23 protein-coding genes are annotated in these 25,429 nt (G+C 71.6%); 9 read left to right on the top strand and 14 right to left on the bottom strand.

Annotated features, from left to right (window positions below):
- Nucleotides 1–2: 2 nt before the first annotated feature.
- Genes ACXDC7_RS06655 through ACXDC7_RS06635 form a run of 5 tightly spaced genes read right to left on the bottom strand, consistent with a single transcriptional unit; the run spans nt 3 to nt 5,607 of the window.
- On the bottom strand, nt 3–392 hold the full coding sequence (locus ACXDC7_RS06655) for a cytidine deaminase (protein WP_179444258.1): 390 nt from the start codon (nt 390–392) through the stop codon (nt 3–5).
- Nucleotides 389–1,753 carry an ABC transporter permease gene (locus tag ACXDC7_RS06650; RefSeq protein WP_459221599.1) on the bottom strand — a complete coding sequence of 455 codons (1,365 nt, stop codon included), beginning with the start codon at nt 1,751–1,753 and terminating at the stop codon, nt 389–391. The genes ACXDC7_RS06655 and ACXDC7_RS06650 overlap by 4 nt, the downstream gene beginning before the upstream one ends.
- Nucleotides 1,750–2,949, bottom strand: a complete 1,200-nt coding sequence (locus tag ACXDC7_RS06645) for an ABC transporter permease (protein ID WP_459221598.1) — start codon at nt 2,947–2,949, stop codon at nt 1,750–1,752. Before ACXDC7_RS06645 ends, ACXDC7_RS06650 begins: the two co-directional genes overlap by 4 nt.
- Nucleotides 2,942–4,498, bottom strand: a complete 1,557-nt coding sequence (locus ACXDC7_RS06640) for an ABC transporter ATP-binding protein (protein WP_179444261.1) — start codon at nt 4,496–4,498, stop codon at nt 2,942–2,944. The genes ACXDC7_RS06645 and ACXDC7_RS06640 overlap by 8 nt, the downstream gene beginning before the upstream one ends.
- Entirely contained in the window at nt 4,495–5,607 is a 1,113-nt protein-coding gene (locus ACXDC7_RS06635) for a BMP family lipoprotein (protein WP_179444262.1), read from the bottom strand. The genes ACXDC7_RS06640 and ACXDC7_RS06635 overlap by 4 nt, the downstream gene beginning before the upstream one ends.
- Before the next feature lie 117 nt (nt 5,608–5,724).
- Here ACXDC7_RS06635 and ACXDC7_RS06630 point away from each other — a divergent pair, with 117 nt between their 5' ends.
- From ACXDC7_RS06630 to meaB, 3 genes are read left to right on the top strand one after another with little or no spacing between them, the layout of a single operon-like run.
- Nucleotides 5,725–7,497 carry a methylmalonyl-CoA mutase family protein gene (locus tag ACXDC7_RS06630; RefSeq protein WP_459221597.1) on the top strand — a complete coding sequence of 591 codons (1,773 nt, stop codon included), beginning with the start codon at nt 5,725–5,727 and terminating at the stop codon, nt 7,495–7,497.
- Nucleotides 7,494–9,686: a methylmalonyl-CoA mutase gene (gene scpA, locus ACXDC7_RS06625; RefSeq protein ID WP_459221596.1), complete on the top strand. Its 2,193-nt coding sequence runs from the start codon at nt 7,494–7,496 to the stop codon at nt 9,684–9,686. The genes ACXDC7_RS06630 and scpA overlap by 4 nt, the downstream gene beginning before the upstream one ends.
- The gene (gene meaB / locus ACXDC7_RS06620; protein WP_179444265.1) at nt 9,686–10,663 is read left to right on the top strand and encodes a methylmalonyl Co-A mutase-associated GTPase MeaB; all 978 of its coding nucleotides are present in this window, start codon (nt 9,686–9,688) and stop codon (nt 10,661–10,663) included. The genes scpA and meaB overlap by 1 nt, the downstream gene beginning before the upstream one ends.
- Before the next feature lie 17 nt (nt 10,664–10,680).
- Here the strand turns inward: meaB and ACXDC7_RS06615 are convergent, their stop codons facing one another.
- Nucleotides 10,681–11,913: an aminoglycoside phosphotransferase family protein gene (locus ACXDC7_RS06615; RefSeq protein WP_459221595.1), complete on the bottom strand. Its 1,233-nt coding sequence runs from the start codon at nt 11,911–11,913 to the stop codon at nt 10,681–10,683.
- Nucleotides 11,914–11,965: 52 nt separating this feature from the next.
- The gene (gene trpS, locus ACXDC7_RS06610; protein WP_459221594.1) at nt 11,966–12,970 is read right to left on the bottom strand and encodes a tryptophan--tRNA ligase; all 1,005 of its coding nucleotides are present in this window, start codon (nt 12,968–12,970) and stop codon (nt 11,966–11,968) included.
- Between the two features lie 99 nt (nt 12,971–13,069).
- On the opposite strand from trpS, the gene ACXDC7_RS06605 reads away from it, so the two are divergent.
- On the top strand, nt 13,070–14,140 hold the full coding sequence (locus ACXDC7_RS06605) for a GNAT family N-acetyltransferase (protein WP_459221593.1): 1,071 nt from the start codon (nt 13,070–13,072) through the stop codon (nt 14,138–14,140).
- 82 nt (nt 14,141–14,222) lie between these two features.
- Here the strand turns inward: ACXDC7_RS06605 and ACXDC7_RS06600 are convergent, their stop codons facing one another.
- Entirely contained in the window at nt 14,223–14,414 is a 192-nt protein-coding gene (locus ACXDC7_RS06600) for a hypothetical protein (RefSeq protein WP_179444269.1), read from the bottom strand.
- 160 nt (nt 14,415–14,574) lie between these two features.
- Between ACXDC7_RS06600 and ACXDC7_RS06595 the strand changes: the two genes are divergently transcribed.
- Nucleotides 14,575–15,531: a helix-turn-helix domain-containing protein gene (locus tag ACXDC7_RS06595; protein ID WP_179444270.1), complete on the top strand. Its 957-nt coding sequence runs from the start codon at nt 14,575–14,577 to the stop codon at nt 15,529–15,531.
- A 60-nt stretch (nt 15,532–15,591) separates the two neighbouring features.
- Nucleotides 15,592–16,179, top strand: a complete 588-nt coding sequence (locus ACXDC7_RS06590) for a DUF4352 domain-containing protein (protein WP_179444271.1) — start codon at nt 15,592–15,594, stop codon at nt 16,177–16,179.
- 51 nt (nt 16,180–16,230) lie between these two features.
- Here the strand turns inward: ACXDC7_RS06590 and ACXDC7_RS06585 are convergent, their stop codons facing one another.
- Together ACXDC7_RS06585 and ACXDC7_RS06580 are read right to left on the bottom strand one after the other, a co-directional pair.
- A complete protein-coding gene (locus ACXDC7_RS06585) occupies nt 16,231–17,454 on the bottom strand; it encodes an NADP-dependent isocitrate dehydrogenase (RefSeq protein ID WP_179444272.1) in 1,224 nt (407 codons plus the stop codon).
- Nucleotides 17,455–17,511: 57 nt separating this feature from the next.
- On the bottom strand, nt 17,512–18,075 hold the full coding sequence (locus ACXDC7_RS06580) for a uridine kinase family protein (protein ID WP_459221592.1): 564 nt from the start codon (nt 18,073–18,075) through the stop codon (nt 17,512–17,514).
- A 105-nt stretch (nt 18,076–18,180) separates the two neighbouring features.
- Here ACXDC7_RS06580 and ACXDC7_RS06575 point away from each other — a divergent pair, with 105 nt between their 5' ends.
- Nucleotides 18,181–18,402: a DUF6458 family protein gene (locus ACXDC7_RS06575; protein WP_179444274.1), complete on the top strand. Its 222-nt coding sequence runs from the start codon at nt 18,181–18,183 to the stop codon at nt 18,400–18,402.
- An 80-nt stretch (nt 18,403–18,482) separates the two neighbouring features.
- Complete coding sequence (locus ACXDC7_RS06570; protein ID WP_459221591.1) at nt 18,483–19,475, top strand: malate dehydrogenase; 993 nt, start codon at nt 18,483–18,485, stop codon at nt 19,473–19,475.
- Between the two features lie 18 nt (nt 19,476–19,493).
- On the opposite strand, the gene ACXDC7_RS06565 is transcribed toward ACXDC7_RS06570, so the two are convergent.
- Genes ACXDC7_RS06565 through ACXDC7_RS06550 form a run of 4 tightly spaced genes read right to left on the bottom strand, consistent with a single transcriptional unit; the run spans nt 19,494 to nt 23,204 of the window.
- On the bottom strand, nt 19,494–19,766 hold the full coding sequence (locus ACXDC7_RS06565; RefSeq protein WP_179444276.1) for a DUF3017 domain-containing protein: 273 nt from the start codon (nt 19,764–19,766) through the stop codon (nt 19,494–19,496).
- Between the two features lie 5 nt (nt 19,767–19,771).
- Nucleotides 19,772–21,373: a bifunctional phosphoribosylaminoimidazolecarboxamide formyltransferase/IMP cyclohydrolase gene (gene purH, locus ACXDC7_RS06560; protein ID WP_459221590.1), complete on the bottom strand. Its 1,602-nt coding sequence runs from the start codon at nt 21,371–21,373 to the stop codon at nt 19,772–19,774.
- The gene (purN, locus tag ACXDC7_RS06555) at nt 21,360–21,977 is read right to left on the bottom strand and encodes a phosphoribosylglycinamide formyltransferase (protein ID WP_459221589.1); all 618 of its coding nucleotides are present in this window, start codon (nt 21,975–21,977) and stop codon (nt 21,360–21,362) included. The genes purH and purN overlap by 14 nt, the downstream gene beginning before the upstream one ends.
- A 9-nt stretch (nt 21,978–21,986) precedes the next feature.
- The gene (locus ACXDC7_RS06550; RefSeq protein WP_459221588.1) at nt 21,987–23,204 is read right to left on the bottom strand and encodes a cell division protein PerM; all 1,218 of its coding nucleotides are present in this window, start codon (nt 23,202–23,204) and stop codon (nt 21,987–21,989) included.
- A 99-nt stretch (nt 23,205–23,303) separates the two neighbouring features.
- On the opposite strand from ACXDC7_RS06550, the gene ACXDC7_RS06545 reads away from it, so the two are divergent.
- Nucleotides 23,304–25,250, top strand: coding sequence for a hypothetical protein (locus tag ACXDC7_RS06545; RefSeq protein WP_459221587.1), 1,947 nt, complete (start codon nt 23,304–23,306; stop codon nt 25,248–25,250).
- The last annotated feature ends 179 nt before the right edge of the window (nt 25,251–25,429 follow it).

Below are 25,429 nucleotides of genomic sequence, written 5' to 3'. Positions count from 1 at the left end.
GATCAGCGCTCGAGGTCGTGCGCGCCGAAGGCGTACGGCAAGATCTCGGTCATCGGCACCGGCCCGTCGACGGTGTCGACCAGCAACTGCGGGCCCCCGTGCTCCCACAACAACTGACGGCAGCGCCCGCACGGCATCAGCACCTCACCGTCGCCGTTGACGCAGGCGAACGCGACCAGCCGCCCGCCGCCGGTGGCGATCAACTCCGAGACCAGCCCGCATTCGGCGCACAGCACCACGCCGTAGGCGGCGTTCTCGACATTGCAACCGGCCACCACCCGGCCGTCGTCCACCAGTGCCGCGGCGCCGACCGGAAAGCCCGAGTAGGGCGCATAGGCCCGCCCGGCGAGCTCGCGCGCCCGCTCTCGCAGGGCCGAGAAGTCCACGCTCACTCGCTCTTCTCGTAGGGCTTGCCGTCCGCGGCGGGCGCGCGTACCCGGCCGACCAGGCCGGCGACGGCGATGATCGTCGCTACATAGGGCAGCAGCAACAAGAACTGGCTCGGCACCGGCGTACCCAGCGTCTGCACCTGCACCGCGAGCTGGGTCACGAAACCGAAGAACAGCGCCATCACGGCCGCCCAGATCGGGTGCCAGCGGCCCATGATCAGCGCCGCGAGCGCGATGAAGCCGTTGCCGACGGTCATGTCCTTGACGAAGGTCCCGGTCGAGCCGATCGTGAAGAAGGCGCCGCCGAGTCCGCCGAAGACGCCGGCCAGCAGCACCGACGACCAGCGCACGGCGGGTACGCTGATCCCGACCGTGTCGGCCGCCTGCGGGTGCTCGCCGACCGCCCGCACCCGCAGCCCCCACTTGGTGCGGAAGACCACGAACCAGACGAAGATCACCGCGGCGATGGCGATGTAGACCAGCGGCGTCTGCTCGAACAGGACCGGCCCGAGGAACGGGATGTCGGACAGCAGCGGGATGGACAGGCGGCTCATGATCGGCGGTGAGTTGAACGCGCGGGCGTTCTCCTGCACGAGCTGGTCGAAGACGAATCCGGTGATGCCGGCCGCCAGCAGGTTCAACACCACGCCGAGGACGACCTGGTCGACCCTGAAGTTGATGGCGAAGACCGCGAGCAGCGCCGACATCGCGATGCCGGCGAGGATTGCCGCGACCAGGGCGACGATGATCGCGACGGCAGCGGGCATGCCCGCACCGCGCGCGATCGAGCCGGTCAGCGCGGCGGCGAAGGCGCCGGTCAGGAACTGGCCCTCGATCGAGACGTTGACCACCCCGGCGCGCTCGCACAACACGCCACAGAGGGCGCCGAGGACGAGCGGGGTGGCGAGGGTGAGGGTGCCGTTGAGCTGGTTGCTGACCGGGAACGGCAGGGCGCGTCCGGCGGCGGCCCAGGTCAGGAAGCCCAACACGACGGCGATGCCGGCGATCGTGCCGAGCAACGGCAGCCACCGGCGCATGCGCCCGCCGGCGAGATAGCCGGCGGCCGCTCCCAGCAGCGCCAGCGCGCAGGTGATCACCACGGGCTGGCCGGGCAGGCCAACGGTCGGCAACTGGACCGCGTCGAAGGCGTTGGACAGCGCGAATCGCGCGACACCGGTGGTGTTGACCAGTGCGAGCACCAACAGCAGCGCACCGACGACGCCGACCAGGACGCCGACCGAGCGGCGTTGGGTGCGCGCCTCGCGCGACTCCAGGCGGGCCGGCTCGTCTTCTGCGGCCAGGTCGCCCGGACGGGGCGCCGACGGCTCCGGCGCCGCGGCGGAGGACTGGAACGACGTGCTCACGACAGCGCACCTCCCTGGGCGGGGCCGGCCGGGGCGCGCACGGGGCGGCGGCGCAGGAACGGCGCGATCTTGCGGACCAGCGCGGGCGCGGCCACGAACAACACGATCAGCGCCTGCAACACGATGGTCAGGGTCAGCGGGGTCTGGGCCACCGACTGCATCGCGAGCCCGCCCGCCTTCAGGGCGCCGAACAGCAGTCCGGCGAGCACCACCCCGAGCGGCCGCGATCGCCCGAGCAGCGCGACGGTGATGGCGTCGAACCCGATCGATCCGACCAGGCCGGCGGTGAGCGGTACGGCGGTGCCGCCGGCGGCCGGGCCCAGCGCGGCCTGCGCCCCGGCCAGCCCGGCCAGTCCGCCGGCGATGGCCATCGCGGCGATGATCACCCGCGGCACCGAGATTCCTCCGGTCGCCGCGGCATTCGGGTTGGCGCCGACGGCTCGGACGGCGTACCCGAGGGTCGATCGGTCCAGCAGCCACCAGCACGCGGCGGCGGCGATCAGGGCCAGGATGAAGCCCAGGTGCAGGCGGGTGCCCTCGATTCGCGGCATGGTCGCGAACCAGTCGATCACCGGCGCGATCGGATCGGTACGCCCCGGCCGCTGGAAGGCCGTGGTGGTGAGCAGCCAGGCCAGCAGACCGGCGGCGATGTAGTTCAGCATGATCGTCACGATCACCTCGTGCGCGCCGAAGCGGGCCTTCAGCCAGCCGGCCAGGCCGCCCCAGACGGCACCGGCGAGGATGCCGCCGACGATGGCGAGCAGCAGCGAGAGATACCACACCCCGGTGATCGAGAAGCCGACCCAGGCGGCGACGATGGAGCCGACGATCGCCTGTCCCTGGGCGCCGATGTTGAACAACCCGGCGCGGAAGGCGATGGCGACGCCGAGTCCTGCACAGATCAGCGGCGCCGCCTGGGCCGTCGTCTCGGTGAGCGGCCCGAGCCCGCCGAGCGAGCCCGCGAACAGCGCGGCGTAGGCGCCGGAGACCTTGGCCCAGGAGGCGCCGAGCGGCAGTTGCGGCGCGGTGAACAGGTAGGCGTACTGTCCGATCACCGCCGGGTCGGAGACGATCATCAACACCGCGCCGACGGCGAAGGCGAGCACGATGGCGATCAGCGTGGTCGCCGCCTCGGTCAGCGTGCCGGACAGGCGGGAGCGCGTGCTGGCGCTGGACGTGGTGGCGGCCTCAGGCATCGTCACTCCTGGTCGCGGTGGCCTCTTCGTAGGGGACGCCGGCCATCATCAGGCCGAGCACGTCGCGCGGCGTACCGCCCGGGACGATGCCGACGATCCGGCCGCGATACATGACCGCGATCCGGTCCGAGAGGGCGAGCACCTCGTCCAGCTCGGTGGAGATGATCACCACCGCGGTGCCGCGGTCGCGCTCGGCGACGATCCGCTTGTGCAAGAACTCGATCGCGCCGACATCGACGCCGCGGGTCGGCTGGGAGGCGATCAGCAACGACAGCGGCCGGGACAGTTCGCGGGCCAGCACGACCTTTTGCTGGTTGCCGCCGGACAGGGTCTGCACGGGAGTCGCGGCAGAGCCGGTGCGAATGTCGAACTCCTCGATCCGCTGGGCCGCGTTCGCCGCGATGGCCCGCCCGTCCAGCGCGGGCCCGCGCGCATAGGGCCGCTCGTCGAACTGGTTCAGGATCAGGTTCTCCGCGACCGAGAAGGACCCGACGAACCCGTCGTGCTTGCGGTCCTCGGGGACGTAGCCGATGCCGGCGCGGATGGCCTGCTTGGGATCGAACCGGGTGATGTCGCGGTCGTCCAGCGTGAGCGTGCCGGCCGTGATCGGGACCAGGCCGATCAGGGCCTCCGCGAGCTCGGACTGACCATTGCCCTGGACGCCGGCGATGCCGAGGATCTCCCCGCCCTGGACGTCGAGGCTGACATCGTCGACGACCACGACGCCCGACGGGGCGGTGATGGTCAGATTGTCCACGGCCAGGCGTACCCCGGTCGGCTGCGCGGGCTCCCGGTCGACGGTCAGGCTGATCGCGCGGCCGACCATCATCTCGGCCAGCTCGGCCTCGGACGCGCCCGGCTCGGCCTCCCCGACCACGGCGCCGCGCCGGATCACGGTGGTCCGGTCGGCGACCTCGCGTACCTCGCGGAGCTTGTGGGTGATGAAGACGATGGCCTTGCCCTCACCTCGAAGGTCCTTCATCACCGCGATCAGTTCGTCGATCTCCTGCGGGGTGAGCACCGCGGTCGGCTCGTCGAAGATCAGATAGTCCGCGTCGTTGGCCAGCGCCTTGATGATCTCCACCCGCTGCTGCACCCCGACGGGCAGCTCGCCGACCACGGCGTCGGGGTCGACGGCCAGCCGATACCGGTCGGACAGCTCCCGGACCCGCTGCCGCGCGCGGGCGGTCGACAACACCCCGAGCGGGCCCTCCTCGCGGCCCAGCATCAGGTTCTCGGCGACCGTGAACGGGTCGACCAGCATGAAGTGCTGGTGGACCATGCCGATCCCGCGCGCCATCGCATCACGCGGATTGGCGATCCTGACCGGTTCACCGTCGATCGAGATCTCGCCCTCGTCCGGCTGCAGCAGCCCGTAGAGGACGTTCATCAGGGTCGACTTGCCGGCACCGTTCTCACCGAGGAGGCAGTGGATCTCGCCCGGTGCGATGTCGAGGTCGATGTCGGAGTTGGCGACGACCGGGCCGAAGCGCTTGGTGATCCCGCGCAGCTTCAGCCCGGCGTCAGGTGCGTCGACCCGGGCGGTCATCCCTTCGGCTGTGCCTTCGAGGTGATCTTGATCTCGCCGGAGATGATCTGCCCGCGCAGCGTGTCCAACTCGGTCTTCAGCTCGGCCGGGACCTTGCTCTCGAAGTCGTTGAACGGCGAGAGGCCGGTGCCGTCGTTCTCCAGCGTGCCGATGTAGGGCTCGTTGCTGAACGTGCCGGCCTGGGAGTCGGTGATCGCCTGCTCCACCGCGACATCCATGCCCTTGTAGACCGAGGAGACGATCACGGGGCAGTAGTTCGGCGCGCTCACGCACCCGTCGGTGTCCACCCAGATGGCACTGGCATTGCCGCCGCTGCCCTGGACGGCCTGCAGGGCGCCCTCGCCGGCCGGGCCGGCGACGGGCATGATCACGTCGGCGCCCTGGGCGATCAGGTTCTGCGCGGTCTGCTGGCCACCCTGGACGTTCTCGAAGGGGTTGTCGCCGGGCACGAACTGGCCGTCCTGGCGCTCGGAGTTCCAGCCCAGCACCTCGACCTTCGCGCCGCGCGCGGTGTTGAAGTGCTGCACGCCCTGGGCGTACCCGTCCATGAAGATCGTCACCGTCGGGATGTTGGTGCCACCGAAGGTGCCGACCTTGCCCGTCTTCGACATCCCCGCCGCGAGGTAGCCGGCGAGGAAGCTCGACTCGGCCGTGTTGAACTCGAGCGGCTTGAGGTTGTCCAGCTCCTCGAAGCCCTCCGGCGCGGCGTCGACGATCGCGAAATCGACATCGGGGTTGGCCTTCGCCGCCGCCAGGGTGTCGTCGGAGAGCAGGAAGCCGACGGTGATCACGATGTTGCAGTCGGCGTCGATCATCGACTGGATGTTCTGTGCGAAGTCGGCGGTATTGGTCGACTCCACCTCGCCGGTCTGGATGCCGAGCTTGGCCGCGGCATCCGTCAGGCCCTTGTAGGAGGTCTGGTTGAACGACTTGTCGTCGAAGCCGCCGGAGTCCGACACCATGCACGCCTTGAAGTCGGCGGCACCCGCGGACGGCTGCGAGGCCTGGCCGCCCGGCTCGGCGGTGTTCTGGCCCGGGGGCTGCGCACATCCGGCCAGGGCAAGGGTGAGCGCGCCGGCTGCGGCGCACACGGCGAACATCTGCTTCATCTCGATCTCCTGAATGGTCTGTGGCCCGGCGGGCAGGACGGCAGACTACCGAGTCGCCCGCGGCCGCGCGCACCAATGGGGGCGGCGATACCGACCTGTGACCGATATCGTGTCGGGGTGTCCGACGAAGCACCCGCCGCCCCACCGGGGCCGGCCGTCCGCGCATGGCTGGAGGCCGCCGCGAAGGTCCTGGCCAAGGCCGGTACGCCAGCCGGGGACGACCCCGCCGCGGCGCTGACCAGCACCCGCGCCGGAGGCCTCGTCGTGCGCCCCCTCTACACCGCCGCCGACGAGCGCGCCGAGGATCCGCCGCCCGGCGTCTTTCCCTTCACCCGCGGCTCCGGCGCCGGCTGGCCCGACGGACGCACCGGCTGGCACGTCGCCGAGCGGTTCGAGACGGGCGGCGACCCGGCCGAGTTGAACACCGCGATCCTGCAGGCGCTCGGCAACGGGGCATCGGCGATCTGGCTGGGCGGCAGCCCCGGTGCCGATGAGCTGACACGCGCGCTGCGCGGGGTCCATCCGGGCATCGCGCCGCTGCTGCTCGACGGGGCGGTCGATGCCCTCGCCGCCACCGCGGGCCACGTGGTCTCGCTGGGCGCCGCGCCGCTCACGGCCGCGCTCACAGGCGCCGAGACGGTGAGCGCGGAGCGGGCGATCGAGGCTGCTCGCGGACTCTCGGGCACGATCTTCACCGCCGACGGCTACGCCGCGCACAATGCCGGCGCCGGCGAGGCGCTCGAGCTCGGGATCGCACTCGCCGCCGGGGCCGGCTACCTGCGGGCGTTGCTGGCCTCCGGGCGTACCCTCCCCGAGGCATTCGCCGCGATCGACTTCCGGTTGGCGGCGAGCGACGACCAGTTCGCCACCATCGCCAAGCTGCGCGCGGCGCGGCTGCTCTGGGCGCGGGTGGCCGAGGCGTCGGGCGCGGCGGAGGCCGGCCGCGCGCGGATCCATGCGGTCACGTCCCTGGCGATGGCCAGCCAACGCGACCCCTATGTCAACGTGCTGCGCGGCACCATCGCCGGCCTCGCCGCGGGGGTGGGCGGCGCCGAGCTGGTCACCGTGCATCCCTTCGATGTGGCGATTCCCGGCGGGCAGCCGGGGGCGGCGCGCGGGCTGGCCCGCCGGATCGGGCGCAACACCCAGGCGCTGCTGCTGGAGGAGTCCCAGCTCGGCCGGGTGCTCGATCCGGGCGCCGGTTGCTGGTGGCTGGAGCAGGCCACGCGTCAGCTCGCCGCCGACGGATGGGCCGCGTTCCGGCGGATCGAGGCGGCGGGCGGCCTGCCGGACGCGGCCGCGCAGGTACGCGCGGAGCTGGCGGAGGCGGCGGCCGCCCGCGACGATCTGGTGGCGCGGCGCGCGGTCCGGCTGACCGGGGTGAATGACTATCCCAACCTGGCCGAGCCGTCCCCCACCACCGATCCGGGGCCGATCGCCGACCGGACCGACCTGCCGACCGGATCGCCCGCGCTGGCCCGCTGGGGCCGGGTCTTCGAGCGACTGCGCGACCGGTCGGACGCGCTGCTGGCCGCGACGGGGGTACGCCCGCGCGCCCTGCTGCTGCCGATCGGTCCGCTCGCCCGGCACAACTCCGCGGCCACCGAGACGGCGAACCTGCTGGCCAGCGGCGGCATCGAGGCGATCAACCCGGGACCGGTCGAGCCGGGCGGGATCGCCGCGGTGGTCACCGAGCACGCTCCCGCGCTCGCGGTGATCACCGGCCGCCCCGATGATCTTGCCGACGGCGCCGACGCGCACCGGGATGCGGCAAAGGCGGCCGGCGTGCCGCGGGTCGAGGTCGCCGACTGGGGCGCCGACATCGACGCGGCCGCCCTGCTGGACGATCTGCTCGGCGACTTCGAGACCGCCGAGGAGGCGCAGCGATGAGCATTGATCAACAGCGGGCGGGCACCGGCGAGCTGCCGGACTTCGCCGCCCTGGCGTGGTCCGAGCCGGCGCCGGCCGACGGGCCGATGCCGACCGGCGAGCCGTGGCAGATGCCCGAGGAGATCGAGGTGCCGCCGGCATTTCGGCGTACCGATCGACCGGACGGTCCCGACTCCGGTGTGGACTCGCTGCCCGGCCAGCCGCCGTACCTGCGCGGTCCCTACCCGACCATGTACGTGACCAGCCCGTGGACGATCCGGCAGTACGCGGGGTTCTCCACCGCGGCGGAGTCGAATGCCTTCTACCGCAGGAATCTCGCCGCCGGACAGAAGGGCCTGTCGGTCGCTTTCGATCTTGCCACCCACCGCGGTTATGACTCCGATCATCCGCGGGTGGCGGGCGACGTCGGGATGGCCGGGGTGGCGATCGACTCGATCCTCGACATGCGCGAGCTGTTCGCCGGAATCGATCTTGGTGCGGTCTCGGTCTCGATGACCATGAACGGCGCCGTGCTGCCGGTGCTGGCCCTCTATGTGGTCGCGGCCGAGGAGCAGGGCGTCGCGCCGGAGCAACTCGCCGGGACCATCCAGAACGACATCCTCAAGGAGTTCATGGTCCGCAACACCTACATCTATCCCCCACAGGCGTCGATGCGGATCATCTCCGACATCTTCGCCTACACGAGCGCGCACATGCCGCGGTTCAACTCGATCTCGATCTCGGGCTATCACATCCAGGAGGCCGGGGCGACGGCCGACCTGGAGCTGGCGTACACGCTGGCCGACGGGGTCGAGTACGTCCGCGCCGGGCTGGCCGCCGGGCTGGACGTGGACGCCTTCGCGCCCCGGCTGAGCTTCTTCTGGGGCATCGGGATGAACTTCTTCACCGAGATCGCGAAGCTGCGGGCCGGCCGGCTGCTGTGGAGCGAGCTGATGGCGCAGTTCTTGCCGGCCAACCCGCGCTCGTCGTCGCTGCGTACCCATTCGCAGACCTCGGGCTGGTCGCTGACCGCGCAGGACGTGTTCAACAACGTCGCGCGGACCTGCATCGAGGCGATGGCGGCGACCCAGGGGCACACGCAGTCGCTGCACACCAACGCGCTGGACGAGGCGCTGGCGCTGCCGACCGACTTCTCCGCGCGGATCGCCCGGAACACCCAGCTCGTGCTGCAGGCCGAGTCCGGCACCACGGCACCGGCGGACCCGTGGGGCGGGTCCTACTACGTGGAGTGGCTGACCGCACGGCTGGCCGAGCGGGCGCGGGCACACATCGCCGAGGTGGAATCCGCCGGCGGGATGGCGGCGGCGATCAACGAGGGCATCCCGAAGCTGCGGATCGAGGAGGCGGCGGCGCGGACGCAGGCCAGGATCGATTCGGGCCGGCAACCGGTGATCGGCGTGAACACCTACCGCCCCGAGCATCCCGACGAGGTCGAGGTGTTGAAGGTGGAGAACGCGCGGGTACGCAGTGAGCAGCTCGCGAAGCTGGAACGGCTCCGTGCCGAGCGGGACGAGGCCGCGTGCGCGGACGCCCTGGAGCAGCTCGCCGGCGCCGCGGAACAGCTCGGCACGGGGAACCTGTTGGAGCTCGCCATCGACGCGGCCCGCAAACATGCGACGGTCGGCGAGATCTCCGATGCGCTGGAGCGGGCCTTCGGCCGGCACTCCGCTGAGATCCGTACGCTGAGCGGGGTGTATCGGGACGAGGCCGGCGAGGGCGGCAATGTCGCGCGGGCGGCCGAGCTGGCGGAGGCGTTCGCGGTCGCCGAGGGCCGACGCCCGCGGATCCTGGTCGCGAAGATGGGCCAGGACGGCCACGATCGCGGGCAGAAGGTGATCGCCACGGCCTTTGCCGATCTTGGTTTCGATGTCGACGTGGGTCCGCTGTTCGCCACCCCGGAGGAGGTCGCCCGCTCGGCCGCCGACAACGACGTGCACGTGATCGGGGTGTCCTCGTTGGCCGCCGGACACCTGACCCTGGTGCCGGCCCTGCGCGACGCGCTGGCCGGGGTCGGCCGCGACGACATCATGATCGTCGTCGGCGGGGTGATCCCGCCGGCGGACGTGTCGACGCTGCTGGCCGAGGGGGCCAGCGCGGTGTTCGGCCCCGGCACGGTGATCGCCGACTCCGCGGTCGAGCTGTTGGCGGCGCTGGCCCGGCGGCTGGGGCACCCCGCGCCGGGGAACTGATGGAAGTCGACCGGCTGGCCGAGGCGGTGCGCGCGGGCGACCGGACGGGCCTGGGGCGGGCGATCACGCTCGTCGAGTCGACCCGTGATGATCATCGCGATGCCGCGCAGGAGCTGTTGCTGGCCGTGCAGCCGGCGGCCGGGAATGCCGCCCGGGTAGGGATCACGGGCGTACCGGGCGTCGGCAAGTCGACGACCATCGAGGCGCTCGGGATGCATCTGATCGAGCGCGGGCACCGGGTCGCGGTGCTCGCGGTCGACCCGTCCTCGACCCGGTCGGGCGGGTCGATCCTCGGCGACAAGACCAGGATGGGACGGCTGTCGCAACACCGCGATGCGTTCATCCGGCCGTCGCCGACCTCAGGCACCCTCGGCGGCGTCGCGACGCGGACCCGGGAGACCATGGTGCTGGTCGAGGCGGCCGGCTATGACGTGGTGCTGGTCGAGACCGTCGGGGTCGGCCAGTCCGAGGTGGCGGTCGCGCAGATGGTGGACACCTTCGCCCTGTTGTCGCTGGCCCGGACCGGTGATCAACTCCAGGGGATCAAGCGCGGCGTGCTGGAGCTTGCCGATGTGGTGGTGATCAACAAGGCCGACGGCCCGCATCGCAACGACGCCCTACGGGCCGCGCGGGAGCTGGCGGGGGCATTGCGTCTGTTGCACCCGCCGGAGTCGGACTGGCGGCCGCCGGTGTTGACGATGAGCGCGCTGGAAGATGTCGGGGTGGCGGAGTTCTGGGAGGCCGTGGTTCAGCATGCCGAGCGGATGCGGGAGACCGGCCGGTTCGACGATCGGCGGCGGGAGCAGTTGGTCGCCTGGACCTGGCAGCTCGTGCACGATCGGCTCCGGCAACGGGTCGAGCGCAGCCCGGGGGTGCGGGACGGCCGCGCCGCCATCGAGTCCCGCGTCGCCGAGGGTTCCCTGACGCCGTCCCTGGCGGCCGCCGCAATTCTCGACCTGGCCGGTGCGGCGGACTGAGCACGGTTGCCGGGGCCTCAGCCCGCCCGATGGGCCAGGGTCTCCGCCGCATCGATGATGCCCACGGTCTCGGCGTACCAGTCCGCCTCCTGGACCCGGTAGGGGCCGGTCGCCAACGAGATGGCGATCGCGGACGCCCGCAACCGCAACTCGACCGGGTCCACCCGCTCGTCGAAGACCGGGACCCAGCTCGCCAGCAACCGCCCGACCCGCTCGGCCTGCCCGGCGTTCATCCGCTGCACCGTCGACAGGTGAGCGATCAGGCAGGCAAGATCGTCGGCTCGCCGACCGGGCCCGACGGTGTCGACATCCAGCAGCCCGACGACGCGGCCGCCGTCCACATGCACCTGCCCCTCGTGGAAATCGCCATGGGCGGGTTCCTCGTCCGACGTCGCCCCGGCCAGCCCGGCATCGATCAGCGCCGCCAGCCGGCGCAGCCGGCCCTCCTGATCGGGCGTCGCCCGCGCCACCATCTCCACATAATGATCAAGGGAGGCGACCCAGCTCGGCCGCCTGCCGAGCGCGCCGATCGCCGGCGGCATTGCGTCCAGCACGCCGATCAGGTCCTCGCCGGTACACGGCGGTTGATCATCGAACAGCGCGGTCGCGAGCGGGCGCCCCGGCAGCTCGCGCAACAGCAGCAGATGATCATCGGTGATGGCCAACAGCTCCGGCGCCGGTACGCCGACCCCGGACAACAACTGGTGCCGCCGGCGCAGCCCCGCGACCGCCTTGGCCCGGACGGCCTTCACATAGCAGGTGCCCTCGCCGCGTACCCGCACTCTCGCCACCGCGCGCCGTCGCGGCCGGTAGCCGAGCAGGTCGACCTCGACCTCGTCCGTCGCGATGGGCCGACCCACCAGCGGGGCGAGCACGCCCGCCATCTCCGCGGGGTACGCCAACCGCGCCAGCCCCGGCAGATCGGGATCGGCGGGGTGTATCCACACCGCCACCTCGCGGTCGCCGTCGTGGAAGATCTCCGCGCGAGCATCGGCATCGGTCGTCTCCCCGGCGCGCGCGCTCACTCCGAGCAGTTCGTTGCGCCGGCCGTCGGGCCAGTCGACGATCGTGGAGAAGGTCGCGGTCGTGGAGTGCTCGGGCTGGGCGTCGACGTGGTCGATGCGCCAGTCGATCAGCCGCCCGCCCGCGTGCTCCACGGCAACCGCCAGCAACTCTCCCACGCGCGGCGAGGTCAACAGGTCGGCCCCGTCGTCTCGCGGACCCGCGGTCAGTCCCGGCACTAGCGCCACCGCAGCAGCCTACCGCCGTCGGATCGGCGGTGCGGAGGCGACAGGCCGATCCTCAGCCGCGCAGGCCCACCTTGGCGTACACGTCCGCGAGGGTACGCGCGGCCACCTCCCGCGCCCGTTCGGCGCCGGCATCGAGGATCCGCTGCAACTCTGCCCGGTCCTCCAGCAGCTCCAGGGCGCGCGCCCGGAACGGGGTCACGAGGGCCTCGACGGCATCGGCCACCGCGCCCTTCAGGTCGCCGTAGCCCCTCCCGTCGAAGTCGGCGACCAGCGCGTCGACATCCCGACCGTCCAGCGCGGACAAGATGGTCAACAGGTTCGACACCCCGGGCTTGCCCTCGGGGTCGAAGGCGATCTCGCGCCCGGAATCGGTGACGGCCGATCGGACCTTCTTCACGCTCACCCGGGGTTCGTCCATCAGCTCGATGATCCCGGTCGGCGAGGATGCGGACTTGCTCATCTTGATCGTCGGGTCGGCCAGATCGAGGATCTTGCCCGTCGCCTTCACGATGTGCGGTTCGGGCACCACGAAGGTCTGCCCGAACCGGCCGTTGAACCGCACCGCAAGATCACGGGTCAGTTCGAGGTGTTGGCGCTGGTCCTCCCCCACCGGCACGCGATCTGCCTGGTAGAGCAGGATGTCGGCCGCCATCAGGATCGGGTAGGTGAACAGCCCGACATTGGTCGCGTCCGATCCGCGCCGGGCCGACTTGTCCTTGAACTGGGTCATCCGCGACGCCTGGCCGAAACCGGTGTAACACGACAACACCCACATCAACTGGGCATGCTCGGGCACCTCGGACTGCAGGAACAGCGTCGCCCGGCTCGGGTCGATCCCGCCGGCGATCATCTGCGCGGCGCTGCGCAGGGTGCGCTCGCGCAGCACCTCGGGATCGGGCTGCTCGTTCAGCGAGTGCAGGTCGGCCATGCCGAAATAGGCGTCGAACTCGTCCTGCATCGGCACCCACTGCCGAAGCGCCCCGAGGAAATTGCCGAGATGGAACGAATCGGCGGTCGGCTGGAACAGCGACAGAACACGGGGACGAGACTCCGACATGGCCGCCATCCTTCCATCGCCGCGCGATCGGCGTCGAACCGGTTGGTCGGGCGCAAAATGGTCTTGCGTGACGAGCCCCCGAGCGGCTTCCATGCGCCCATGGATGGCCGACGACCGGGCGTCGCGTTCCCCGCGGACGTACCCGAGCTGATCGACACCGCAACCGGCCTCAGGCTGCGCGCGCTGACCGAGGACGACCTGCCCGCGGTGATCGAACAGTCCAACGACCCCGACACGGCGCGCTGGACGACGGTCCCGCAGCCCTACGGGATGGCCGAGGCGCGCGCATTCCTGGAGCAGATCCAGGCCAAGGGCTGGCGCGACGGCAGCCAGGCCGGGTTCGCGGTCGAGGTTCCGATCGACGGGCGACCGAGGTACGCCGGGCAGCTCGACCTGCGGTTCACCGAACCGGGCCGCGGCGAGGTCGGCTTCGTGACCCACCCGGCGATGCGCGGTCGCGGGGTCATGCGGGCGGCGCTCGGGCTGCTCGTGCCGTGGGCCTTCGCGACCCAGGGGCTCCATGTGATCCGCTGGTACGCCGCGGTCGGCAACTGGGGCTCGCGCCGAGCCGCGGAGGCGGCCGGCTTCCGCCACGAGGGCATCGGCCGGCATCGCGTCCATCTGCGCACGGGCGATGTCGACGGCTGGATCGCCTCGATCACCCCGGCCGACCTGACCACGCCCGCGCCGCGCTGGCTCAGCCTGCCGGACCTGCGCGGCGAGCGCGTGGTGCTGCGCGAGCCGCGCGAGACCGACGCCCGGCGGATCGGGGACTCACCCGCAGCCGGCGCCGCCCTGCTGGAGCGGGCGCGCGAGGAGCGGGCCCGCCGGTCGGCAGCGCGCTTCGCCCTCGCCGATCCCCGCACCGACGCCTGTCTCGGTTGGGTCGCGCTGCACCACCTCGACCAGCCCGCGCGCCGCCTCTCGGTCGACGGTTTCGTGCATCCGGACGCGCGCGGTCGCGGGGTCGCCACCGAAGCGCTGCGCATCCTCACGACCTACGCCCTCGCCGAGTGGACGACATCGATCCATCTGCTGGTGGACACCGCTGACCCCGCCGGTCACCGGGTCGCCGAGCGGGCGGGTTGGCGGCGCGTCGGAGTGCTGCGCGAGGCCGGTCCCCGGCCGGGGCGGCCGGCCGCCGACCTGACCCTGTGGGCCGTCCCCTGACCGCGCACACTCGGCCGGACAGACGAGCAGCCCGACCCCGGACGGGGTCGGGCTGCTCGCGATGGGAGTAGGAAAGCTCAGTTCACCACTGGAATCCACCGGCAGCGGGGCCGGCATTGGTCGTGGTCTGCGTCGGCTGGACCGACCACTGGAATCCACCCTTGGCGCTGTCGACGCCGAGGCTGCCGATCGTGCCGAGGCCAATGCCAGCGGCGGCGGCCAGCGAAGCAATGGCGATGACAATACGGGGGGCGCGGCCCGGGACACCGGACATTGGGGGGCTCCTGTCGCTCGGATACAGTACTGCGTGCTTCCGGGCCTTTCCGGGCCCCGGGTGCCGCTTACGCCCTACGATGCCGTTCTGATCACCGCGCTGTCACCCTTCGAGGGCTGGCAAGATGCTGCATGACAGCTACCTGCCTAGGATGGACCTCTTGATCGACCTGAGCGAGGATGACCGGCTGGTGTACCGGGAGTTGCTCAAGACTCCCGGTGCCGCAGCCGCGGTCATCGGTGCCCGCGGTGGCCTTTCCGATTCCACGGTGGACCGGTCCGTTGGCCGGCTGGTGGCTCTCGGACTGGTCACCGACGACGAGAACGGCCTGCATGCCGTTCCCCCGCAGCTCGGCTACGCCCGACTGATCGGGGGCGCCGAGGAGGAGTTGCGCGCCCGCCGGAGCACGATGGACCGCGCGCGTACCCACCTGGTCGAGATGAGCCGCGAGTACTCGGAACTGCGTACCCACGAGGCGGTCGTGGAGCTCACCTCCCTGGATGCCGTCCGGGAGCGGTTGACCGAGCTCAGCGAGGGCGCGATCCACAGTTGCCTGTCGTTCACCCCGCAGCGCACCGTCTCCCACGACACGATGGATGCCAGCCGCCCTCTGAACGCCCTCGCGCTCGGCAAGGGAGTGGTGCTGCGCTGCATCTATCCCGACAGCCTGCGCAACGACCCCGAGACGCTGGAGTACGCGCGTTGGCTCACCGAGAACGGCGGCGAACTGCGCACGGTCCCGGTGGTCCCGCTGCAGATGGTCGTCGTCGACGCGTCGGTCGCGCTGCTGCCGATCGATCCCGAGAACGCCCGGCTCGGCGCTCTGGAGATCCGCAGCCCCGGGATGATCCTTGCCCTGGTCCGGCTCTTCGAGTCCCAATGGGCCCAGGCGGTGCAACTGGGCGACAGCGCCCCCCGCGATGTGCACGGGCTGACTCCCCAGGAGGCCCAGTTGATGCGGCTTCTCGCCGAGGGACACACCGACGAGTCGGCCGCGCGACGGCTGCAGGTCTCCGTGCGCACCATCCGGCGCATCGTCGCCGAGCTGACCGAGCGGCTGGAGGCGCACAGCCGTTTCGAGGCCGGCGCCAAGGCGGCCGCCCGCGGCTGGATCTGAGCCCGAACCGCCCGAACGGCATCACCGGTCACGCCGGACAACCGTGGCATCATCGGCCCCATGCAGCTCGCCGGGTTCCTGTCGTGCCGCGGGGTGCGGCGCGCACCCGCCATCGCCATGATCATCCTCGGACTGTGCGGTCTCACCGCCTGCGGCGGCACCACCGTCGAGAGCGCCTCCCCTACCCTGGCCCCGCCCACCGGATCCGCCCCGCCGCTGCCCGACTCGACCCCGACCCCGGCCTTCACCCCCGAGACCATCGAGCCGACCCGCGGCGGCAGCACCGAGTTCGTCACCCAGACCGGCAAGGGAACGCTCGAGATCGTCGGGTACGCCTGGCACCGCCAGGGCGCCAAATCGGGATCCGTACCGCCCAAGGACAACTACCTGGTGGTCGAGGTCAAGATCAACTGCGCAGACGGCACCTGCTACCACAACCCGGCAGCGCTCCGCTTTCGCGCGGGCGACAAGAGCCTCACCTTCACCGGTGGCCGCGACGGCTACGGCCCGATCCTCGGCACCGGGACCCTGGAGAAGGGCAAGGACGTGACCGGGAAGGTCGTCTTCGATGCGCCCCGCGCCGACGGCACGCTGGAGTTCCTGGACGAGACCGACCAGGTTGCCGGGCGGGTCGAGATCAAGAAGTGACCACGGCCGGGCGTACCCCCCAACGAATGGGAGAACGCCCGGCCGGTCGCCTCAGGCGTTCAGTCGCTGGGACAGATTCTCGTCCAGGGTGGCGAGGAACTCCTCGGTGGTCTGGTACTCCTGATCCGGCCCGACCAGCAGCGCGAGATCCTTGGTCATCTTGCCGCTCTCGACGGTCTTGACGACGACATCCTCCAGCGTCTGGGCGAACTCGATCAGCTCGGGATTGTCGTCCAGCTTGCCGCGATGCATCAGGCCGCGGGTCCAGGCATAGATCGAGGCGATCGGATTGGTCGAGGTGGGCTTGCCCTGCTGGTGTTGGCGGAAGTGCCGGGTGACCGTGCCGTGGGCGGCCTCGGCCTCGACCGTCTGACCGTCCGGGGTCATCAGCACCGAGGTCATCAGGCCGAGCGAGCCGAAACCCTGGGCGACGGTGTCGGACTGCACATCACCGTCGTAGTTCTTGCAGGCCCAGACGTAGCCGCCCTCCCACTTCAGCGCCGAGGCGACCATGTCGTCGATCAGGCGGTGCTCATAGGTCAGCCCGCGCGCCTCGAACTCGGCCTTGAACTCCTCGTCGTAGATCCGCTGGAAGATGTCCTTGAACTGCCCGTCGTAGGCCTTCAGGATCGTGTTCTTGGTGGACAGATAGACCGGGTAGTTGCGCTGCAGGCCGTAGTTGAGCGAAGCCCGCGCGAAGTCCTCGATCGAGGCATTCGTGTTGAACATGCCCATCGCGACGCCGCCGTCCTCGGGCATGTCCACGACCTCGAGCTCCACCGGCTCGCCGGAGCCGTCCTCGGGCTGCCAGGTGATCATCACCTTGCCCTTGCCGGGCACCTTGAAGTTCTGCGCCTTGTACTGGTCACCGTGGGCATGACGACCGATGATGATCGGCTTGGTCCAGCCCGGCACCAGCCGCGGGACGTTGGAGATGATGATCGGCTCGCGAAAGATCACGCCACCGAGGATGTTGCGGATGGTGCCGTTCGGGCTCTTCCACATCTGCTTCAGGCCGAACTCCTCGACCCGAGCCTCGTCGGGGGTGATGGTGGCGCACTTCACGCCGACCCCGTGCTTCTTGATCGCGTTCGCCGCATCGACGGTCACCTGGTCGTCGGTCGCATCGCGGTTCTCGATGCCCAGGTCGTAGTAGTCGAGGTTGATGTCGAGATAGGGGTGGATCAGCTTGTCCTTGATGAACTGCCAGATGATCCGGGTCATCTCGTCGCCGTCGAGCTCGACGACGGTGCCAGCGACCTTGATCTTCTCCATGAAGTGACCTTCCGATTCTGCGCGTTGTGCCGACGCCACGCTACACGGACGGCCCGCTCAGGTGCGTACCACCATGTCCGCCCGGTCCCGCGGGCGCTGGGCCTTCGCGTACGCCTCCTCCGACGGCATCCAGCGCTCCAGCCAGGTGTCGAGCATCGCCTCGCCGTCCCGCTCGCGGGCCCGCGCCAGGCGTACCTCCCGGTCGGCGTCCAGCCAGATCCGCAGGTCCCAGTCGATCCCCAGCCGCTGATCGGTCGAGGAGACACCTTCCACGACGACCGGTACGCCCGGCGGGATCGTGCGCCGAGGTGCCCCGGTGAGATCTCCGACGTTCCACGCACCGACGCGGTAGCGCGCGGTCCGGCCCGCCCGCAGCGGCTCGATCACCTCGGCCAGGAAGCGCGCACGGTCCCAGGCCGGCAGGTCCGGATGGGCGAAGTCGTCGATGTGCACCACGACCGCGCCGGGCAATTGCGCCGCGAGTCGGTCGGCGAAGGTGGTCTTGCCCGTCGCGCCGAAACCGTCGATGCCGATCAGGCGGGTACGCCCGTCCGCCAGCTCGCGCAACCGCGGCCGCAGGCGAACCAGGGCCGCCTCGGCGTCGATGCCCGAGCGACTCATCGGCGGGCCGGCGGGCGAGACCTTGCCAGCGCGACCGGCACCTGACAAGGTGACGAATCGACCGGCCGCGAGGGCGGCCGAGCGTCAAGCGGAAGGGATGGCGGCATGGGACTCATCGGAATCGGCATCGTACTCCTCGTCGCCGGACTGATCCTCGCGTTCGCCTGGGACGGAAACATCCCGGGGATGGACGACGACACGCTCGGCTACATCCTGCTGGGCGCCGGCATCTTGTCGATCATCCTCGGCCTGATCATGACCGCGATGCGCCGCCGCTCGTCGGTCACCGAGACCTACGTGGAGCGCCGCCCGCGCGATCAGGCCTGACCGGCTCCGTGGGCGGGTGCTAGCGTCGTGGCGTCGGAATCGACCGGCACCAGGACCCATCCCACCAGCCAGGAGAGCCAGTGAGCAAGCCGCCCGTCACCGTCGCCGTCACCGGAGCTGCCGGCGCGATCTGTTACAGCCTGTTGTTCCGGATCGCCGCGGGCGACATGCTCGGCGCCGACCAGCCGGTCCGGCTGAAGCTGCTGGAGATCACCCCCGCCCTGCAGGCCCTGGAGGGTGTCGTGATGGAGCTCGACGACTGCGCCTTCGATCTGGTGGAGTCGATCGACATCGGCGACGATCCCAATACCATCTTCGACGGCGCGAATCTCGCCCTCCTCGTCGGCGCCCGCCCGCGGACCAAGGGGATGGAGCGCGGCGACCTGCTGGAGGCCAACGGCGCCATCTTCACCGCGCAGGGCAAGGCGCTGAACGACCACGCCGCCGATGACATCCGGGTGCTGGTCACCGGCAACCCGGCCAACACGAACGCGCTGATCGCGCAGCGCAATGCGCCCGACATCCCCGCCGAGCGGTTCAACGCGCTGACCCGGCTGGACCACAACCGGGCCATCGCGCAGGTCGCGAACAAGGCCGGCGTACCCGTCAGCGCCGTGACGAACATGACCATCTGGGGCAACCACTCCGCCACCCAGTACCCGGACATCTTCAACGCGAAGGTGAACGGTGAGCCCGCGTTCGACGCGATCGGCAAGGACCTGGAGTGGGTCGAGTCCTACTTCCTGCCCACGGTGCAGAAGCGCGGCGCGGCGATCATCGAGGCGCGCGGCGCCTCCTCGGCCGCATCTGCGGCCAACGCCACCCTGGAACATGCCCGCGACTGGCTGCTCGGCACCCCGGCGGGGAACTGGACGTCCGCGGCGATCCCGACCACCGGCGCGTACGGCATCGAGCCCGGCGTGATCTCCTCCTTCCCCGTCACCGAGGCCGGCGGCGAGGCGAGCATCGTGGAAGGCCTGGAGATCAACGAGTTCTCCCGGGCTCGGATCAACGCCAGTGTCGCCGAGCTCCGCGAGGAGGCCGAGGCGGTCAAGCAGCTCGGCCTGATCTGAGGATCGGACTCTCGGTGATCAGCCCGGCATCGGGATGATCACCGAGAGGACGATGATCAGCGCGCCGGCGAGGAGCAGCACCGTGGTGTCGGCCGCCCGGGAACGCACCCGCAGCGGCCCTGCCCACGCCACCGGAAGCACCAGGCGCAGCACGCCGGCGAGGATCGTCGCCGCGCCGACCACGGCCACCCCCAGCCGCCACGGCCCGACGGCGATGATCACCAGCCCGGCAGCGATCCCGGCGAGCACCACCATGATCGCCCAGGTGTCGGAACCGCGAGGTCTCGCCACGACGGTCAGTGGAAGAAGTGCCGGGCGCCGGTGAGGTACATCGTGACCCCGGCCGCCTGCGCCGCCGCGATCACCTCGTCGTCGCGGATCGACCCGCCCGGCTGGACGATTGCCCGCACCCCGCCGTCGATCAACAACTGGGCGCCGTCGGCGAACGGGAAGTAGGCGTCGGAGGCCGCCACCGATCCCGGGGCCCGATCCCCGGCGCGGCGTACCGCCAACCGGCAGGAATCGACCCTGTTCACCTGGCCCATTCCGACCCCGACCGCGGCCCGGTCGCGGGCCAGCAGGATGGCATTGGACTTGACCGCGCGGACCGCACGCCAGGCGAACGTCAGATCGGCCAGGGTGTCGGCATCGGCCGCCTGGCCGGCCACGAGGCGCCAGTTAGCGGGGTCGTCGCCGGGCGCGGTGAAGCGATCGACCGTCTGCAGCAGCAGGCCGCCGCTGATCTGGCGCAGTTCGGTCGGCGCCTCGCGCTCGCCCGCGGCCCGGCGCAGGATCCGCAGGTTCTTCCTGGCGGCCAGTACCTCCAACGCGGCGGGCTCGTAGTCCGGCGCCACGATCACCTCGGTGAACACCTCGGCAACCTGTCTGGCCATCTCCTCGGTGACCGGGCGGTTGGCGGCGATCACGCCGCCGTAGGCCGACATCGGGTCGGTCGCATTGGCGGCTCGGTGGGCCGCGGCGATGTCGTCGGCGACCGCGATGCCGCACGGGTTGGCGTGCTTGATGATCGCGACGGCCGGCTCGGCGAAGTCGTCGGCGGCGCGCCGCGCGGCATCGGTGTCGACCCAGTTGTTGTAGGACATCGCCTTGCCGCCGAGCTGTTCGGCCGATGCCAGCCCGGGCTCGGCGCCACGGTAGAGCGCGGCCCCCTGGTGGGAGTTCTCCCCGTAGCGCAGCACCTCGGCGCGCGTCCAGGTGGCGCCGAACCATTCGGGGAAGCTTGCGGTGTCGTCGGTGTCGCTGGGGGCGATCTGATCGCCCAGCCAGCTCGCGACGGCGACATCGTAGGCCGCGGTGTGCCGGTACGCACGGGCCGCCAGCTCGCGTCGCTGCGCCAGGGTGAAGCCGCCCGCGGCGATCGCCTCGACCAGTGCCGGGTACTGCGCGGGCGCGGTGACGATCGCGACCGAGGCGTGGTTCTTGGCCGAGGCGCGGACCATCGCCGGCCCGCCGATGTCGATCTGCTCGATCACCTCCTCGGGTGCGGCGCCGGAGGCGACGGTGTCGGCGAAGGGATACAGATTGCTGACCACCAGGTCGAATGGCGCGATACCCAGCTCGTCGAGCTGATCGCGATGTGCGGCCAGGCGTCGGTCGGCGAGGATGCCCGCGTGCACCGCCGGATGCAGGGTCTTCACCCGGCCGTCGAGCACCTCGGGGAATCCGGTCACCTGCTCGACCGGCGTCACCGCGACCCCGGCATCGGCCAGCGCCCGGGCGGTGGAGCCGGTGGAGACCACCTCGACCCCGGCATCGGCCAGCGCCCGGCCCAGCTCCGCGAGGCCGGTCTTGTCGTAGACCGACACCAGGGCCCGCCGGATCGGCTGGCGCTGTTGATCAAGCTGGTCGGGCTCGGCGGACTGGTCAGTCGCGGACATGGCGTCCCTCCTCGGCGAAGTGCCGAACGGTGTCGATCAGGAGTTGCCGCTCGACGACCTTGATCCGCTCGTGCAGCGTCTCGGAGTCATCGCTCGGATGTATGAAAACCGGATGCTGGGCGATGATCCGCCCGGTGTCGACGCCCTCGTCGACCATGAAGATGGTGGCGCCGCTCACCCGGACGCCGTGGGCCAGCGCATCGCGTACCGCGTGCCGGCCGGGAAAGGCCGGCAGCAACGACGGGTGCGTATTGATCATGGACCCGGCGTAGCGTTCCAGGAAGGGCGGCCCGACGATGCGCATGAATCCCGCGCTGATCACCAGGTCCGGATCGTGCCGCGCGACCGCGTCGCGCAGCCGGAGATTCCAGACATCGCGGTCGGCGGCGGAAGCGAGGGCGACGACCTCGGTGGGTACGCCCGCGTCGGCGGCGCGGGTCAGCGCGGCGGCGTCGGCACGATCGCTGATCACGCCGACGATCTCCACTCCGGGCAGCTCGGCGGGAGTCTCCTCGACCGCGGGGTGGGCGGTGCCGGTGGCGTCGATCAGGCTCTGCAGCAGGGTCCCCGATCCCGAGACCAGGACGACAACGCGATACGCCACCCGCGCAGCCTAGCCGTTCCGGCGAGCGGCCAGGCGCGGCCGGAGCAGCGCCCACGCGGCGCCGCCGAGGGCCGCGGCAAGCACCATCACCCCCGGCCCGAAGGCCAGCAACTCGATCGGCCGGGGCCCCAGCCCGACCAGCCGGCCGGTGCCGAGATCGCCGGCCGACAGCCACCCGGCCACCAGCCACCCCAGGCCGGCGGCTGCGGCGGCGATCGCCGATACCCCGGCCGCCTCACCGACCGGAGCCAGCGGCCGGTGGCGCAGCACGACGACGGCGGCCATCGCACCCGCGGCGACACCCACCGCGAGCCAGGCCGCCGGGGGCAGGGGCCCGACGCCTTCGTCCGGCACCGCGCCGAACACCGGAAGCCCGGGCAGCAGGCCGAGTTGGACCCCCGACGGCGCGACGATCGAGCCCTCGCCCAGCCCGAAGCCCGCTCCCAGCGCGTAGGCACCGGCCCAGACCACGAGATTCGGCAGGTACGCCAACTGCGCGGCGAACAGCACCACGGACGCGCCCGGGCCACCGCCGATGCCCTCGGCCAGCGCGGCCACCCGGTCCAGCCGGGTCGCGAAGGCGATCACCAGCAGCGTCGCCCCGGCCAGCGCCGGCACCAGCGCGGCGGCTGCGGCGGCGCGCGGCAGTGCTCTGGTCCAGCCGGGCCAGCGGCCGGGCGATGCGCCCGGTAGGGCCGACAGGGCGCCGAGGGCGGCCGCGACCACGCCGAGCGCCCACGCCCCGAGCCAGGCCGTGCCGGCCGCCACCCCGCCCCCGCGCGCGGCGAGGGCGACGCCGCCGACCACGACGCCGTAGGCCGTTCCGGTGAGCAGGCTGACGGCCAGGTAGTGGCGGCCGGTCATCGCCCGGCGGTTCGCGGCCGCAGCGGCGAACCGGGCGATCAGCACGCCGGCCCCGATGGTGATCGCCAGCGGCGTCATCGTCCAGGTCTCGCCACCGATCCCGGCGTACCCGAGGTTGCCGGACAGCCAGAACTGGGTGCCCAGCGCGATCGCGTCGCCGAGGTCTCCCGCGCCGGCGCTGAGCCAGCCGAGAACTGTGATTCCGCTCACCACCAGCCAGCCGATCGCGGCGGCGGCGAGTGCCCCGCCGACCGCGACCGCCCACCACGGCAGTTGCGGACCGGATTCGGGTTCGGGGGCGTCATCGCTGCGGATCCGGAACCTGAACGCCCGGGAATGCGTTCGCGAGATGGGGGAAGTCATGACGCGGTCCATGCTCGCGCACGGCCCGTCGGAAATCGCGGGGACTCGCTGACCAAGCTAAAGTTGGTAGGTCCCATGCCCAGATGGAAGGACCCGCACGTGACCGAAGGGCACGAGAATCGACCGCGCCGGGCGGCCGCCGACGACTCGGCGACCGACCCCACGCCGGCGACCCCTCACCCGGAGGCGACGCCCGGGCGCCGCGCGCTCGCCGACAACGCGACCGACGCGACCGCGGCCGACCAGCCGGTGATCCAGGCCCGGCGCGGGCTGACCCCGGCCCCGCTCGTCCAGGGCGAGCAGCGGCCCGCGCGGTCGGTGCGGGTGCACCGCGCCGCGGCGACGCCGAGCACCGCGACCGCGGCCTCCCGCGACGCCGACACCGTGCTGCTGCCCAGCGTGCCCGCCGACGTGGCCGGAGCCACCCGGGCCGATGCGCCCGGCACGGGCGAGGACGAGGACACCCGGATCCAGCCCAAGATCAACCTGCCGCTGGCCCGCCCGGAGGACACCCCCGAGGCCCCCAAGGCCACCGACGAGGGTGCGGCGGCGCCACCGCCGGCGGGCAGCCCGTGGGCCCGGCCGGGTTCGGCGGCGGCTGCCGCTGCCGGCACCGCCGCGACGGTCATCCCGGCCGCCGCGGCCGCCAGCTCCGAGAGCACTCCGGCCAACGCGGATTCCGGCTCCGACGACGGAGCGGCCCGGCCACCTCGCCGCTCCCGCAGCGCCGGCTGGGCGCCGGCGAGCCCCGAGACCTCGGCCCGCCGGCGAATGCTCGCCCTGGGCGTGGCCGCGGCCGCCGCCCTGCTCACCGCGCTGACCCTGGTCGCCTATGCGGCCTTCGGGCCGGACCGGCAGACCGTGGCCGGACAGCCGGTCGGACCGACCGAGCCCAGCGCGGCCCCCGTGCTCAGCGAGCAGTCGCTGATCAACGACTCCGAGGCCTCCAAGATCGACGACGCGCGAAGCTGGCAGGCCACCCGGACCGTGCAGGGCCGCCCGAGCGACACCCCGGTTCCGGTCTGTGTCGGAACGGACCCGAATCTTCCCGTACCGGAGTTGAGCTGGTGGCGCCAGTTGCAGGCCAGCGGCGATGACGGCACCGCGGCGGTGCACCTGACCGATGCCTATCCCGATGCGGCGCAGGCCGAGAAGGTGTACGCGAACTACGCAGACGCGCTCGCCGGCTGTACGCGCGGTGGCACCTTCGTGATCACCGGCGGTTCGACGATCAAGGGCGTCGGCGACGAGGCCGCCGCGGTGAAGGCGACCTACCAGGGTGAGGAGAACGAGACCCACAATGTGGTGATCGCCCGCACCGGCCGCGTGGTGCAGGTGCTGGACGTCACCCGGATCAAGAACCAGGTCGAGATGGAGCCGACGGTGCAGGCGCTTGCGTCCGCCGTGAACCGCCAGTGCTCGGTCGCCGGCGGCCTGTGCGCCTCGGGCAAGATCGAGGTCACCGACGGCCCACCGGCGAAGCCGGCGAAGCCGACCGGCCTGCTGCTCGGTTCGGACGTGCCGCGGATCTCCAAGGGCATCGGCGCCTGGGGCGAGGCGGCGGTGGCCGATCGGGTCAGCCTGGCCACCAGCACGTGCGTCAGCCAGGATCTGGCCAGCGCGGGGGGCCGCGACGCCCAGCGCCAACAGTCGACGATGCTGCTGACGAACGACAGTTCGGCGCCGGAGAACTTCGGCCTGGACCAGGTCGTGATCACCACGAAGGACGACAAGGCCGCCGACGCCCTGCGCAAGCAGTTGATCGACGGGATCACCGGCTGCGCCGACGACAAGCTGACGGCGAAGGCCAACAAGGTCGGCGGCGACATCAAGGTGGAGCTGGGCAAGGAGACCGCGCAGGGTGCGGCGTTCACCGCCGTGGAGAAGCAGAACGCGAGCACCGAGTCCCGGTTCCGCCTCGGCGTGCTGTCGGTCGGCAAGCAGGTGATCTTCGTCCAGGCCAACACCACCGCCAAGTTCGACTTCACCGACAACCAGTGGCGCGCGGTGGTCGCCCGCGCCGCGGAGCGCGCCGTCCAGGCCTGAGCGCCGCACGGAGGCGCGCGGGATGATCGCGCGCCGCGGGGCGCACCGATCCGACGCTCGCGCAGGGTTGCCCGACAGCCGATCCGCGTCCTGCGCGGTGCGGGCCAGCGGCCCGCGCCGCGAGAGCCGCAACGGTGCGGGCGCCGAGGGTGATGAGCCCGGCGCACACAGCACCTGAC

The sequence above is a fragment of the Naumannella huperziae genome (assembly GCF_054073625.1).
The sequence above is the reverse complement of the archived record's forward strand: the minus strand, read 5'-3'. Positions and strand labels throughout refer to the sequence as shown.